Origin of the sequence: Vibrio sp. YT-15, from assembly GCF_033337445.1 — a bacterium.
Lineage (GTDB): Bacteria > Pseudomonadota > Gammaproteobacteria > Enterobacterales > Vibrionaceae > Vibrio > Vibrio alginolyticus.
On the sequence record NZ_JAWOQR010000013.1, the window covers coordinates 92,278 to 105,523 of the forward strand.

The window sequence follows — 13,246 nt, forward strand, 5'->3', positions numbered from 1 at the left end:
AATGTCTTTTTTGAATCGAAACTTCGTTAACAATTTGCTTCAAAAGCAATCAAATTTGCACAACTGGTTTAATAGAGCCTTGTTGATATGCCGTGCCTTGGTGTTATATGGATGTTTGTCATTTGTTAGCGCACAAGCTTTACCATATGAAGAAGTTTCGAGGGCTGTTCACCCGTTAAAGGTGGGTGTCATTATTAGCAGCAGTACTAACAAATCCAATTTCATAAACTATGAACGTTCATGCATTGTTAGAGGTATGGCGCGTTCATACTTCCTGAACAACAATGACGCTCAGATCCGTTTTATATTTGAAGAAGTAAGCGACATTTACGCGATGGCAAGTGGCAAAGTCGCTCAAGATCTAGTTAAACAGGGTGTTCGACTTGCGGTGCTCCACTTAACGTCAACTCAAGCAGAGGCTGCAGCTGATGTGTTTTCAAATGCTGGTATACCCTATATCACAAGTGCAACTTCACTGAATACCATCAAGCCTGGTTATAAAGGCGTTAGCATTTCATCTTCAAACATAACGATGTCTAAGATTATTGCTCGTTACTTTATGGCTAACTTCCAATATCGCCCAATCGTCGTGGTACCGAATCTTTTAAATAACTACTCAGATGAATTTAGTGAGTTGTTTAAAAGGGAAATCTACAGCCTTAACCATCGTAAACACATCAATACCTATCCGTTTGGCCTTGAAAACGAACTACTTGATGATCTGGTGGCCCGTATCCCCGATGGAGCCTTTGTGTTCGCACCGTTATACAACCCCAAGATAGGTGTGCTTTACAACCGTTTAGTAAGGGCCGGGAAAAAGGACATTATTTTCTTTGGTGGAAACGTGCCAATGAATAGAACTGAATTTTTAAAAGTGTCTGGTGGTATCTCCGAGGATGTACGAGCTCTGTTTATATCTGATTGGGACATAGACCATCCAGCTACTAGCAAAAGTACTCTTGAACAACGTAGAGCACAAAGCTCTATTCAACGCATTGTGGATACCTATTGTGATGTCGACGGCGTAACAACACATGTAACGGTTGCATACGACCTAATGAAAATGCTGATGGCAATAAGTGATGATTTCAAGGAAGGAACAACACCAAAAGAACTTATGCGGATGATTAAACAGTCACCCTATAACACAGTTACTACGGGTAACCAGTTTTCATTTGATGATGATGGATTTGCTTATAAGCCTATGTACCTGTTCGAAATGACAGGTGAGAAGCTTATTCACCTTGAAACATTTGAACCGCTTAAACCTTAAGTGAAGGCATAATGAATTATCTTAAACATAATGCGATGATTATATTCTCAACAATCTTTATTATTATCGCTAACTATGGGCTTTTCTTCCTTTCAGGAGTTGATTCTACGAACCGCCTGAGAATTGAGAAGGGTGTGTTTGTTGAAGCAGCTCATTACAGGTCCACTTCTGACTTAGTGTATGAAAATGCATACTACTTCAATGTGGACGGGCTTGAACGTCATATGAAGGCGTTCATTGAGCGATTTGAAAAGCAGGCACCGTTTATTAGTGCATGTATTAGCTTGAAGTTGAGTTCCGTTGATGGCCACCAGCAAGCAGAAAGGGTGGCGTGTACGCGTGAAGATACGTTGGCCATGATCAGTGCTATGCCAACTCGGGAGACATCACGTGGGCAATCTCAATTAAAAATTGGCGATTTGGACTTAGGTAAAATCCAATGGGTTGTTTCTAACCGGGTGGGCATGCCTTGGTATGAACATATGTCCCCAAACCCTTATTTATTCTTTCTCTTTGCGCTGTGCCAGCTTGGGGTGTTTTGGTATGTTCATCGATACTACGAAATGCGCCGTGACCGCCAGATTGCTGCGTTAAGAGAAATACCAGCGTCACCTGGTGAGACAATTTCCGATGTCCGTTTGAGGAACATTCAAAAAATCATATCCAAAAACAAGCGTGGGTTTGTCCTGAACAAAGATTTTCTATACGCCACGTACAAGCATCCATACGCTACATTGCACTTCACGAATGGCACGAAACAGAATATCCGCTGCTCAATGGCCGAACTGGAAAACTCATTTAGTGACCAGTATTTGAAAATTAGCCGAGCGTGCGTGATCAACACGGAGATTATTGGTGAGTACAGCCAAATTAAACTCGGTCGAAGCGATAAGGATCACGTGTTGATGATTGACGTAAAAGGGGAAACCACAAGGCAGGAAATTGGCGCGGTTTACTTTGCCTCACTAAAAGATAAGTTGATGAAAGTTAGTTCCAACAAAGCCAAGATAGAACCAGATAACAACAACGAACAAGTTGACGAATAAAGAAGGGAGCATGACGCTCCCTTTTTCCATTATATGGCGCCAGAAGATTCAGTACTGAACGCGCCTTTAGGTAGTGTCCAAATCTTATCATCCGGGACAAAGATAGGCAGAGTGTATTCCTTTTGGAATGATTGCTGTAACGCTTCCTCGTCGTCGATAATAAACGGGGTAGTGCTGGTGGCTCTATCAAGCACGTTCTTGCCGCTACGGGCGATTGTGACGCCAAATTCGTCCTCGTAATCTGCAACCTCTAGGATTTTTTCTGGCCAATACTCATTAATCGTTGCAAGCACCCGGTCAGAAGAAAATATACAAAGCTTACAGCTCGAGCGTCCCCAGCCTAATCGATAGGGTACAGGTGGTGTGATTCTCCAGTCTGAAAGTATTTGCCACACATCTTCTTCGGATAGATGCAGCACGTTTCTCCAAGAGTCGATATAACGCGGCTTTTTCGGATTTTTGCTCTTACGTTCTGTGTCTACTGCGTGGGGCTGGAGTTGTGAGAAACGATTGCGACTCGAGCTTTCTTCTCTACGTTCACCAGTTATGAATAAAACACGCTTGCCGATGAATCGTTCTTGATTGGTTAAGGCTCTTTTAGCCGGGTCCACCTTCAAAGCCGAGGAACACCAACGGGTGGTTAGCGAGGCGCTTTGTTGAGGAAACTTTCTACGGGTGCCAGGCTTGCATGTTTCGCGGCCAAGCTCAATGATGCCGGCAGGCGTTTCAAATGAGTGAGGGTGGGGAATGGAATTATGTTTAAGCATCTCCCCTCGAAGCCCTTTATTTAGCCAGCTGCAGTACAAAGGGATTCCGAACGCTTCTGCAAGCTTCTTGTTGTAGGAATACATGAAGTTCCAATCAAAGAAGATGTCATCATTTAGAGGATCGCCGTCGACATGGTTGTGCCAAAGTTCAATTTTCTCTTTGGGGTACCCCATTTCCAATAAGCGGCATAATCCCGCGATACTATCTTTACCTCCACTCATGCTCACGATGGCAAGGTCATAATCACTCAGATCTAAATCTGGACAGTCAAATCTTACGTGAGGGTCGGCAGGTTCAAGAGCTATAAGACTGTCACTTCCGAAAATATCTAATTGAACATTGCGACGAATTGAAGGGATGACGACGCTATCATCATAGTGGTCAGTATTGGTCATTTTCATATGATTTTTACCAGAGTGATAATGAATTGAATTTAAAAAATCATATGTCCAAGTTCATTATCTGCAATGGTAATAATTATTTAAAACGCTGTATTTTGAATGTGATTGTTTATCAGGTATGATTGATGGGTTCTTATGAAGGCGGTCTGTAGTTCACTGGGAGAACGCTCATAGCGTGAGTGGTTGGCAAGGTGAGGGATAGCAACCCGAAACCATCTCCAACCGGCTTGCAAGCCGATGCGGGTTCAAATCCCGTCAGACTGTCCCCATAAGAATAATGGCCAGCTTATGCTGGCCACTGTTCAACTCCAACCACAACCCCTTGGGATCATCCAAGAGTGTTCCGGTTTACCCTTCTTCATGTCAGGTGTCATTGGGAACGTTTTACCCGTTATTTTTTCTAGGTCAGCCACCGACACCAAGTATTTATCAAGTACTGCTTTTTTCATGCCTGCCTTGTTTGGCAATATCCAAGCAAGCGCCCGGTCTTTACGTACAATGAGTTTGTAGAAGTAACCTGGTGTGACTATGCCATGAGATTTGAGATAGTCAGAATTGGCAGGTGTCGCTCCTGCTATGATACCGCCGTAAATCTCAAGAGGCTCTATATCACGGTAGCATTCAGCTATTAACTCAGTCTGCTTCATCGCGCCCCGGTTTAAATCTCGATGTTGTGGCCAGATGTTTACCATGAAATTTGTCTGTTTAATGCCTAGTTCTGAATTATCAATATGATTCGCTGGTACGCCGTGGCCGCGGTCAAATGTACTCTTGCCGTTTACCTTGTACGTCGATGTGCTTGTTTGCTGGCAACGGGCAGGTACCTCCGGGTCAAACTCAAAATCTTGTTTGCGGTCTATGTCGCCTTTGTCTCTCCCAAGGGTGTAATGATATTGGACTGCCCCGCGTAGATCACAGTCGATGTCCAAATCAAAACCTTCATATTGTCGGTGGATAATCTCAGCATTTGCTATGCCGGCAAAACTTAACAGCATAGTAAACAGAACAGTTCTCATGTTTTAGTTCTCTCCGTAGATGGTATGCATGGATGATTGATTTCAATGACTCACAAATAGCGCCAACTCAACTGATGGCTAAAGGTTTTGCGAGGTAACGGACAAAAGCGGCCATAAAGCCGCTCTTACCGGATGCAACCGTAGTTAGGCGCATTTGATTGGTGATGTTGCAAGACTCTCTTTCACTGAGATCACGTTTGTGATTTCGAATGTTGAACCTTCGTGATAGCGTGAGCGGATTTGGGCATTAATTTCACTTTCTATATCGCTATGGGCTGGTGGTACACCGTCAAGAGTTTGTATGTGGAACGTTTCTTCGTGGGAGTCATCGATCAGGATGTCTACGGCAAATATGTTCTTCAAATTGTCGCTGCATAGGTCACGCAGAAATATAGCGCGAGTCTCTTCTACTGGTAGTTCATCTACTGGCAGTTCTTTATTTTGGTTGCCAAGTTCAAAGCGATAGGCCATCAGTAAAGTGGTAAGGTCGTTTTTGCTGATCTCACAAGTACTCTTATCCGATTCATTTCCAAGTGCTGCGCGGGCTAGGCGGGTGAACACCTGAGAAATATTCGTCGTATTAGTTGTAACCATCTTCTTCATGCTCTTCTGGTAATTGGTTAACGAGCTGGGCCAGTTCGTTAAACTCGTTAAAGCCCAGCGGTTTTGTGCTTAAACGCGGTGGCCGCTTATTCGTTAATGACAAGGGATCGCTTTGGTACTTCGGGCATGTACTGCCAACCTGAAATTTTGTGATATGTCTGGTCAATGATTTCACCATTACGTGAGTAATTAACACCATCCCACACTGCTTCGAGTACTGAATTAGGAATGTCCTTGTGGTCATACTCGATCAACACTAACAAGTTCAAATAGCGTGCGTGGCCATTTAGTTGTGGTTTTAAGTCCATCGAATTGAAATGGTGCTCAACGTTAATATCTTCGACTAGAGATTCAATTTGCTCTGCCGTAGGGCATTTCCAACCATCTTCAATGAAGTCTGAAAAGTGGTTAACGATGTTCTCTGAGCCACCTTGTTTCTGTATAAGCGATTGCATTAGACGCAAAGCGACAACAACAGTGGTTTGGTTTTGAGGGTTAAGAAGCTGCGTGTCTTTCATGTTGATTACCTTGGATTGAATTAGTCATTCCAAGGTATTCGAGTTCGCCCAACGCGCAATAGATGAAAGGGGATTCAGGAATACGGTGTACCAGGGTGAAGTGTGGGTAATTGGTACACCGTAAGAATATTATTTAAAAGTCATCAACTAACTAATTTTTTTCGGAATAGCCGGGCAAGTTTCTTACCACTAACCCCGCTTTCTTTGAGTAATCCACCGTGTGGCCAAGAGAAGGGTTATCGAAACTTACGAATAAACCGTCATCAAAAGCACATAGAAAAGACGTTCTCAAGTTAAAGTCCTTCTGCTCTTCGGTATAGCTTAACCCAGTAAAATGAATATAAGCGCCTTCAAATGAGGATGCTTTGTCATTCAGTTTAACCACATCCTCATAATACGGTTGCCCATATGCCATGTAGTTAATGGATTTTGCGTATTGATCTACGATTTCGATAATGCCTTTTTCGCATTGATCTACAGTACTGTTACTGAAACTTTTAAAAGCGATTGGTGAATAAACAACTGCAATACTCACTGCTATGCAACCACCGAGAAGGATTCCAACTCTTTTTATACTAAATGCCATTGAATCAACTCCATGAAAAGGCAATGAATAATTGAAATATCCTATCAAACAATGTTCATAAATTAATTATTAAGTGGATATTTAATCAGAATATTGTGAATCCAGTATTGTGACAGTATGGCGCGGGATTTCTTTGAGTAATGCTGTCGGAATAAATTGAGCCAGTTCGTCCCAGTCTTCACCTGCACAAATACTACCAAACGAGTGGGCAGCAAATGGCAGCTGATCAATTGACTCAAAGGTCGTATATGCTGTGCTGTCATTTTCGTAGTCAGTCAAAACCCATTGGTCGCCGTTGTGTGAAACGCTTAAGGTTATGACGTTTGAATAGTCTATTGTTGGGATAGCTAGTATTAGTGGGCTGTCAGTAACTTGATCCACAAAGGCAAGAGCACGCTCTTTCGTATCAAAGCATCCGCAGAAAAGAGGGGATATACACCAATTTGATTCGAAGACTTTCTCAATAAATTGCTTGGCCAACATTGACGGCAAAATGCCGTGTATAGCAGCAATATAGCGTGGATTGTGGCTGTCAGTGATGTACTGAGTAAAGTCGTAAGTAGTTGTCGTAGATGTCATTTGATGCTGTCCTATTTGGTTCAGATAGCACCAGTTTACGGATTCAGTAGAACCCGCAACTGGTATGGCTAATTAGGCAAATAAAGTGAATGGTGGAAGTGAATCAATGAGCTGCGCACCATACTTTTTACTACTTAGACGGCGGTCGAAGATTAGCACTTCGCCGCTGCAATCAGCTGATCGAATAAGACGACCCACTTGCTGAATGAGCTTTGCACTCGCTTCTGGCAGGCTCAATTCAAAGAAAGGGTTACCACCGTTCTTACTGATGAATTCGCTCTCAGCTTCATCTACAGGCTCTTTAAAGTTGGCGAAAGGTATCTTTGCAATTCCCACACAGGTCAAATATTCACGTGGTAAATCAAGCCCTTCTCCTAGCGATGCGACCCCGACTAAAATCGATTTGAGGCCATTATCGATACGCTCTTTGTGTCTACGAATCAAATTAGGTCGGGTATCTTGCCCTTGAATAAGCATGTCAGCTTTAAGTTCCGGTGATACCAACTCAATGTAGCGATTCAACTGACGGTAGGAGGTAAACAGCATAAGCATCGCTTTGTGTTTTTGTGCCATTTGTCCTGTGTAGTGAACAATTTCAAGTGTGTGCTGTTCTTCGTTTTTCGCTGTTGGTTCAACCTTCATTGGTGGAATGATTAGCTTGGCTTGGTTCTGATAATCGAACGGGCTACTCACGCGGCAATACTGGGTACCATCATTCGCGCTTAGGCCAGCTTCAAGCATAAAGCGGTCAAAGTTACCAAGGCTTGTCACGGTTGCGGATGTTAGTACCGCGCCAGCTGCTTTCGACCATAATGTGTCTTCAAGTTCTTTTCCTACGCTGATTGGCACTGCGTTAAATGAGAGGTCAGGTCGACCATTACCGCCGCACGATACCCATTTAGCGATAGCTGACCCTTTCTGCTCAATCTTGGTGAACATCTGCCACATATCTGCAAAACTCTCTGTATGTGCCTGTAGGCGATTTGACTCAGACAGAATTTTTTCAATAGCAGGAGTGGAAGGGATCTTACGTTTTTCAAGACTCTCTTGAAGCTTGCTTGTATGAGCTGACACGCAACGGTTAATCTTGCCCGACAGCGTTGATAAATTGCTAAGCGATGTATCTAACACTGATGGTAATAGACCGTCTTTAAAACGGTAAATTTGCTCTTGAGAGTAGTCACTAGAGAAATTGCAGTTTGCCAAAAGCATGTCAGTAACTGAGCGTAGTTCCTCTACACAGCCTTTCACAACTTCATCAAGCTCTTTGCCATCTTTAACGATAGATTGGCTGATCTCTTGACCATGTACCATCGAAAGCTTGGACACTGCTTGAGATACCTTTTTAAGCCAAGACAGGCTACCTTCAATAGTTACTTTTTGCTCAAAGGAAGAACGGAATTGCTTTGGGATATGATGCGCCTCGTCGATAACCCAAATGGCGTCTTCCGCTGGTGGTAGGACATTGCCACCATTCGCTAAGCTGGTCATGGTTAACGCATGGTTTGCAATAATCACATCAGTTGTATCCAGAGTCTTACGAGCGTTATGGAAAGCGCATTCTTCGAAGTAGGGGCAAATACGCTTAGTGCATGTGCCTGACTTGCAGTTCACTTTGTTCCAAAGCGTAGAGGCGATAACTTCACCCTGCACAGGCCAGTTATCCATAACCCCGTCCCAACTTTTGTTGTCGTAGTTTTCGATCATGCGCTCAAGCAGTTCAGCGTCGGCACCAGAAACTTTCTCTACAGGTTCTTGAGAGTCGAATAGGGTATCTTCGCTACGCGCTGGAGGCGCGCCCACAGCAACGGTTTCAACATCACGGCGGCACAGGTATCGGTTACGGCCTAAAGCCACCTTAAACGTCATGTCAGGTCGTATAGATTGAAGTAACGGTAGGTCTTTGAGTTCTAGCTGACTCTGCAAACTTACGTTGGCAGTTGAAACGATCAGTTTCTTGTTTAGCGCCTTGGCTAAGACAATCGATGGTATAAGGTAAGCAAAAGTTTTACCTGTACCAGTGCCAGCTTCCGCAGCGATGATACGGCGCTTCGCACCTTCATTTTGCGCGTAGACACCACCAAGCGTTTTAGCAATTTCTGCTATAAGAAAGCTCTGTTCTTTTCTCGGTTTAAAGCCAGAGAGAGCATCTTGAACACTTTTATATAATGTTCTGATTTCTTCTTTGATTTTGTCATTCAAATCCAGTTGCTTGGTAGGTGCTTTCTCAATCATGTGGTGACTCTCCATTAACTTTATACCGTGATGGTAAAACGGTTTAGTCAACGCGCAAGTCACTAAAAATAGTGGAATTTTAAATCTCAGAGAAGGGTGTGGGTTGTTAAAACCTGCCAGTACTGGGAGTAAATGGAAGACAAAAAGAAGAGTAGAAACGCAGCCACTTTGTAACTGTCAGTAATAGATAAACAAAGAGAAATTAAACCACAAAAAAAATGCACCCGTTGTTAGTAATGGCCATAAAAACCCCACTGATTACGGATGCATTAATGCACGTTATTTTATGATTTCACAATGGCTAAACATGTTCTCTTCCCCGCCTTCTAAATTGCCTTTTTTATCAAATTTCAGGCGAACAAATTTGCCATCTGGATATGGGCCATTGGCATCATACTGTGTTCTAAGTTCAAAGTACGCTCTTTCACTTTCACCATTATTTTTCTTTGTAATTACATCTGCTTCGAATCCATGAGGATTTTCTTTAATTACAGTAACCGTTCCCGGTGCATAAGAGAATTTAGTAAGGTCGAAGACCTTGCCAGTGTTTTGAAGATTCCAATACAGCTTATTGCCATTCTTACGGGTAAACTGATAGCCATACTGATCAGAAAAGCGCAATTGACAAAAAATATTCAAGTTCGGGTCATTTAAGTTTAAAGGCTGGTATGCAGCTGCTGCGTAACCTGAACTCAATAAAGATATTACTGCTAGTGTTTTTAATCCCAATTTCTTCATAATCATTCCTATACTCCGAAGATAACTGTCTTCGTCACTGTTCTACTTTTAATATTGTTAGGGGCTATGTTTTAGCACGGAAGCACTAAGTTAATCGAATGAAAAACATAGTTTTTTGTACAATGTTAAATTCCAATATCCCAAGAATTACCTTCTTGTCGACGCTCCCAAAGCAGCGCTATTCCTTCATCTCTGGTTTCACAACTATCGATCACTACCATGCCGTACCCTCTGGCTAATTCAACATCCCATTTCTTCGTTTTGATATTGAAACAACAGACACCTTGGCAGGTAATTTTATCTTCGAGAAAGACAGGGCAGTTTTCTTGGCCGCTTAACCACGGTTTTTCTGCCAAATGGAAATATTCATCGCTGTAAACATCAGTAAGGATAGGGGTCACTTAGTCACCTCGTTTTGCTTTGCTAGCTGTTCACGCTTTTCTACTGCTTGGTAGATTTCTTCGGTCGTTGCTCCGCGCCAAATCAAGTTACGGTGAATGGCTTCACCCATAAATTCAGGATTAATCAAATCACGTGAACCAATGGCATTCACAAGCTCTCTATCGGTCATATTCGACATCGCTACACGTACATGTTCACGAATAGGCATATCACCTACAGGAGTGGGGTAAGTTCGTGCAATTTGATCCAGAGGGTAAGCTGGTGGCACGTTATGCCAAAACAGGTCAACCTTCAAACTGTCACCATTTTGAAGAAGCCATGACCGACCATCTTTTAAAGCCTCGTTCTTTGTCATACCGAGAGTTTTGTATATCTCCAAACCAAAGTTGATTTGATCCACGCCCAATTTCTCAGCCGCAAGTTTCAGTGCCAACTTTCGTAGGTGTTTTCCCGGCAACTCGCCAATCGTTTTTGCAGGTCTTGCATAGTCACCATTCGGGCCACTTGCGATATACGTTGGAATTCGCTCTGGCAGTACATCGATTTCATTGGTGTTGTAAAAATCGCACTCATTCTGATAGTGAGTGATAGCAGGATTCAGTTTCAAAATGGGTAACCCTCAAATGTTTCTTCTGTAAATACCATTCCCTGCGCCGAAGTTTGGACAGTCACTGGAGCTGGGTGCTCTATAAGTAATGGCTGGTCATCTTCCTGCTTTTCTTCGCGTTCGCTTTCACAAGGGCCATTACACATCGCTTGCACGTTATGTTTCCAAGAGCGACGCAATTGGATGTCTGTGAAATGGGGTTCAAACTCACCAAGCAGTGAACCATCAGGGGCGGTAACCACTGTTTGATTTGGATTAGAACGGTTTATAAGGATTTCATCAGGGTGAATAGCTGCCATTTTTATACTCTCTATATTTGATTTTTTAGCCCCACGGGTCTTGTTGGTGGGGCAGTTTGTGATTAGTCGATGTCAATTAGTTCGTCAGATGGAAGACGTTTGAAGTACTCGTTACCCTTATCAGAAGGCTTGAAACAGCGGCCATTAGGTGAGAACACTGCAACGACTTCATCACCATCAAAAACGTCACCGCCCAAGGTGTAACGGTTGTAATCTTGCTGTTCTTTGTGTTCTCGCCATTTCTCTCTGGCATCCTTTAGATCAACCACATCAATGTATTCCTCTGTCTCGATAGCGTAGCTATGAGTCAATGTTCCAACGCGAAGCTTAAGTTGACCTGTCGTTGTAGGTTTCGAATTTTGTTTTGTCATGAGCGTTATCTCCTGTGCTTTGATTCCATTAAAAGCGAGTTAGTGGATCGCGCAAGATGCTTAGATTTAGGTTTGATGGTTGAAAGGCGCCACGTAACCGCCGCGCCATTTTTAGAGTTTGGTTTAGATAGGTAGGGTTGTTTGAATCGCTACGCGCTGACCGTCAGAGAACAACCGAGTGAATGTTTCCGTTCGCTTTTCAAAATTGGTCGCTTGATGATGGCGGCAGGTGAATGACTGCCAATAAGCAAGCTTTAGCCCCTTAAGAAGCTGGTCTTCTATATCGCGGGGAAAACTGCACAATAGGTTTAAGCAATACTCTTTCGCGTCTTCTTCCTGCATGTCAGATACATCCAGTTCCCAAACTGCTTCCATTGATTCATTCCATAGCTCGACAAAAGCAAACACATTTTCCTCGATAGCCTCTGCCGCCGAAGTAAAAGCAAGTGGGTCTTCATATTCCTCGGTGCAATCATGTCTTGCATATTCAGTGGAGCGGAGCGTTTTATCTTTAGTGATTTCTACGTTTACCTCACGCAGTAATTGGGAACCAATGCGCGATGACGACTTCTCATTCCCTAGAACGGCTGCAGTTCGGCAGGCATCGAAACTTGCATCAAAGCCGTGGATATGCGCGAGAGTTTTTCGTTCTTCATAGACACCACCTCGGGTTACTTCGGAACAAGCTAGAAAATGAGCCCCAGTAAATAGCCTCTCCTTATTCGGCGCCTTTAATTCAAAGAGCTGTTCAATTTCCAAAGGTGACAATCTGACGGGTACATTGACTTTGACCTCTTGGCCATCAACAACCTCAATAGTCGAAATGTACTTTTTGCAGGGTATACCGACGCGAATAGGTGCAAAACTTAGTGCTTTCATCATGGACATAGCGTGCTGGCCAATGTCTGGTGCCTTATGAATCGGCAGAATCACATCACAACGACGTGCTAACCACTTAATCACCGATTTGTTTTCTTTGACGATCGCTAAGCTGGCCGCTGGGTCGAATGGGTTGTCTGGTATGACGATACTTAGCTTTTTAGCATGGCCTTTGAAAGACTCCACGATACGCTTATACCGCGAGAATACTTCTTGCGGCTCTACGAAGTTACCTTTGCCAACTTCGGTGATGACGCCATTGTCGAGAAAAGCACGGTTCCCCTTCATCAATGACTGTTTCATCATGTCGAGTAAGTGAGGTTGCTTGATGTCGCTCACGTAGGCAAGCGAAGCGCCTAAGCAAGCATTGGCAGCAGAATAGCCAGTGAACTCGTCAGCTGACGCTAAGCCTGAACGATACAAGACAGGTGAGAATGGTTTCGGTACATTATTGAGGATCTTTTTTAATCGACCTCTGAGAACTCCAACACCAATATGTTTACGGCAAAAGTACGTCGAATTGAAGGTTTTAAGCAGCTTCTGGGAGCTTGGCTTTTTAGTCATCATGTCGAAGGCTTTTAGGTAATCATTGGACAAAACGACAAACAAATCGCGGGATTTCTCAGCGTATTGCTTCAACAGTTTATTAGTGCCTGCAGTGTGCTTATCAACATACGCTTCCATCGCCGCTGTTTGGGTTCGCTTAGGCATTTGCTGGTCATAATGACCAATGACCTGTTTGGAATGAATCAGGCCGTGCAGACCTGACAGTATAAGCACTTCAAAGTGATCGTGAACATTATCTATGTTCGCACGAATTAACTCGTACACATGGCCAAGATATAGGTCGAATGCTTGGGCTTCGGTTTGAGCTTTATTGTCGCTGCAACCGATGATTAGAAGTGGTTTAGCCATTGGTTCTACC

Annotated in this window: 16 protein-coding genes and 1 tRNA gene; 3 read left to right on the forward strand and 14 right to left on the reverse strand. The window is 43.4% G+C overall.

Going from position 1 to position 13,246, the window contains the following annotated elements; genetic code table 11:
- The first annotated feature begins 1 nt into the window (after position 1).
- Together R7D93_RS20095 and R7D93_RS20100 are read left to right on the forward strand one after the other, a co-directional pair.
- On the forward strand, positions 2–1,273 hold the full coding sequence (locus R7D93_RS20095) for an ABC transporter substrate-binding protein (protein ID WP_225477936.1): 1,272 nt from the start codon (positions 2–4) through the stop codon (positions 1,271–1,273).
- A gap of 11 nt (positions 1,274–1,284) precedes the next feature.
- Positions 1,285–2,319 (forward strand): hypothetical protein, encoded by a 1,035-nt coding sequence (locus R7D93_RS20100; RefSeq protein WP_225477934.1) that lies wholly within the window; start codon positions 1,285–1,287, stop codon positions 2,317–2,319.
- A gap of 29 nt (positions 2,320–2,348) precedes the next feature.
- Here the strand turns inward: R7D93_RS20100 and R7D93_RS20105 are convergent, their stop codons facing one another.
- Positions 2,349–3,488, reverse strand: a complete 1,140-nt coding sequence (locus R7D93_RS20105) for a phosphohydrolase (protein ID WP_225477932.1) — start codon at positions 3,486–3,488, stop codon at positions 2,349–2,351.
- 142 nt (positions 3,489–3,630) lie between these two features.
- Between R7D93_RS20105 and R7D93_RS20110 the strand changes: the two genes are divergently transcribed.
- A tRNA-OTHER gene (locus R7D93_RS20110) sits at positions 3,631–3,752 on the forward strand.
- 38 nt (positions 3,753–3,790) lie between these two features.
- Here R7D93_RS20110 and R7D93_RS20115 read toward each other — a convergent pair.
- From R7D93_RS20115 to R7D93_RS20175, 13 genes are all read right to left on the reverse strand, one after another.
- Positions 3,791–4,504, reverse strand: coding sequence for a DNA/RNA non-specific endonuclease (locus R7D93_RS20115; protein WP_225477930.1), 714 nt, complete (start codon positions 4,502–4,504; stop codon positions 3,791–3,793).
- A 144-nt stretch (positions 4,505–4,648) separates the two neighbouring features.
- Positions 4,649–5,098 carry a hypothetical protein gene (locus R7D93_RS20120; RefSeq protein WP_225477928.1) on the reverse strand — a complete coding sequence of 150 codons (450 nt, stop codon included), beginning with the start codon at positions 5,096–5,098 and terminating at the stop codon, positions 4,649–4,651.
- Positions 5,085–5,210, reverse strand: a complete 126-nt coding sequence (locus R7D93_RS20125) for a hypothetical protein (protein ID WP_258718598.1) — start codon at positions 5,208–5,210, stop codon at positions 5,085–5,087. Before R7D93_RS20125 ends, R7D93_RS20120 begins: the two co-directional genes overlap by 14 nt.
- Complete coding sequence (locus R7D93_RS20130) at positions 5,194–5,625, reverse strand: hypothetical protein (protein ID WP_225477926.1); 432 nt, start codon at positions 5,623–5,625, stop codon at positions 5,194–5,196. Before R7D93_RS20130 ends, R7D93_RS20125 begins: the two co-directional genes overlap by 17 nt.
- Before the next feature lie 151 nt (positions 5,626–5,776).
- A complete protein-coding gene (locus R7D93_RS20135) occupies positions 5,777–6,211 on the reverse strand; it encodes a hypothetical protein (protein WP_225477924.1) in 435 nt (144 codons plus the stop codon).
- Positions 6,212–6,292: 81 nt separating this feature from the next.
- Positions 6,293–6,790, reverse strand: coding sequence for a hypothetical protein (locus tag R7D93_RS20140; RefSeq protein WP_225477922.1), 498 nt, complete (start codon positions 6,788–6,790; stop codon positions 6,293–6,295).
- 72 nt (positions 6,791–6,862) lie between these two features.
- Positions 6,863–9,025 (reverse strand): ATP-dependent DNA helicase DinG, encoded by a 2,163-nt coding sequence (gene dinG, locus R7D93_RS20145; protein ID WP_225477920.1) that lies wholly within the window; start codon positions 9,023–9,025, stop codon positions 6,863–6,865.
- Between the two features lie 279 nt (positions 9,026–9,304).
- Complete coding sequence (locus R7D93_RS20150) at positions 9,305–9,763, reverse strand: hypothetical protein (protein ID WP_053409781.1); 459 nt, start codon at positions 9,761–9,763, stop codon at positions 9,305–9,307.
- A gap of 125 nt (positions 9,764–9,888) precedes the next feature.
- Entirely contained in the window at positions 9,889–10,164 is a 276-nt protein-coding gene (locus tag R7D93_RS20155; RefSeq protein ID WP_225477918.1) for a hypothetical protein, read from the reverse strand.
- Positions 10,161–10,772 (reverse strand): hypothetical protein, encoded by a 612-nt coding sequence (locus R7D93_RS20160; protein ID WP_225477915.1) that lies wholly within the window; start codon positions 10,770–10,772, stop codon positions 10,161–10,163. Before R7D93_RS20160 ends, R7D93_RS20155 begins: the two co-directional genes overlap by 4 nt.
- Positions 10,769–11,071 carry a hypothetical protein gene (locus R7D93_RS20165; protein ID WP_225477914.1) on the reverse strand — a complete coding sequence of 101 codons (303 nt, stop codon included), beginning with the start codon at positions 11,069–11,071 and terminating at the stop codon, positions 10,769–10,771. Before R7D93_RS20165 ends, R7D93_RS20160 begins: the two co-directional genes overlap by 4 nt.
- Positions 11,072–11,133: 62 nt before the next feature.
- Complete coding sequence (locus R7D93_RS20170) at positions 11,134–11,442, reverse strand: hypothetical protein (protein ID WP_225477912.1); 309 nt, start codon at positions 11,440–11,442, stop codon at positions 11,134–11,136.
- A 123-nt stretch (positions 11,443–11,565) separates the two neighbouring features.
- The gene (locus tag R7D93_RS20175; RefSeq protein ID WP_225477910.1) at positions 11,566–13,236 is read right to left on the reverse strand and encodes a DUF6884 domain-containing protein; all 1,671 of its coding nucleotides are present in this window, start codon (positions 13,234–13,236) and stop codon (positions 11,566–11,568) included.
- Positions 13,237–13,246 lie beyond the last annotated feature (10 nt).

Excerpts from the sequence above, each read along its gene's own strand:
- R7D93_RS20170 (WP_225477912.1), bottom strand. The coding sequence starts at position 11,442 with ATGACAAAACAAAATTCGAAACCTACAACGACAGGTCAACTTAAGCTT.
- R7D93_RS20130 (WP_225477926.1), bottom strand. The coding sequence starts at position 5,625 with ATGAAAGACACGCAGCTTCTTAACCCTCAAAACCAAACCACTGTTGTT.
- R7D93_RS20120 (WP_225477928.1), bottom strand. The coding sequence starts at position 5,098 with ATGGTTACAACTAATACGACGAATATTTCTCAGGTGTTCACCCGCCTA.
- R7D93_RS20150 (WP_053409781.1), bottom strand. The coding sequence starts at position 9,763 with ATGAAGAAATTGGGATTAAAAACACTAGCAGTAATATCTTTATTGAGT.
- R7D93_RS20105 (WP_225477932.1), bottom strand. The coding sequence starts at position 3,488 with ATGAAAATGACCAATACTGACCACTATGATGATAGCGTCGTCATCCCT.
- R7D93_RS20115 (WP_225477930.1), bottom strand. The coding sequence starts at position 4,504 with ATGAGAACTGTTCTGTTTACTATGCTGTTAAGTTTTGCCGGCATAGCA.
- R7D93_RS20095 (WP_225477936.1), top strand. The coding sequence starts at position 2 with ATGTCTTTTTTGAATCGAAACTTCGTTAACAATTTGCTTCAAAAGCAA.
- R7D93_RS20135 (WP_225477924.1), bottom strand. The coding sequence starts at position 6,211 with ATGGCATTTAGTATAAAAAGAGTTGGAATCCTTCTCGGTGGTTGCATA.
- dinG (WP_225477920.1), bottom strand. The coding sequence starts at position 9,025 with ATGATTGAGAAAGCACCTACCAAGCAACTGGATTTGAATGACAAAATC.
- R7D93_RS20175 (WP_225477910.1), bottom strand. The coding sequence starts at position 13,236 with ATGGCTAAACCACTTCTAATCATCGGTTGCAGCGACAATAAAGCTCAA.
- R7D93_RS20100 (WP_225477934.1), top strand. The coding sequence starts at position 1,285 with ATGAATTATCTTAAACATAATGCGATGATTATATTCTCAACAATCTTT.
- R7D93_RS20140 (WP_225477922.1), bottom strand. The coding sequence starts at position 6,790 with ATGACATCTACGACAACTACTTACGACTTTACTCAGTACATCACTGAC.
- R7D93_RS20165 (WP_225477914.1), bottom strand. The coding sequence starts at position 11,071 with ATGGCAGCTATTCACCCTGATGAAATCCTTATAAACCGTTCTAATCCA.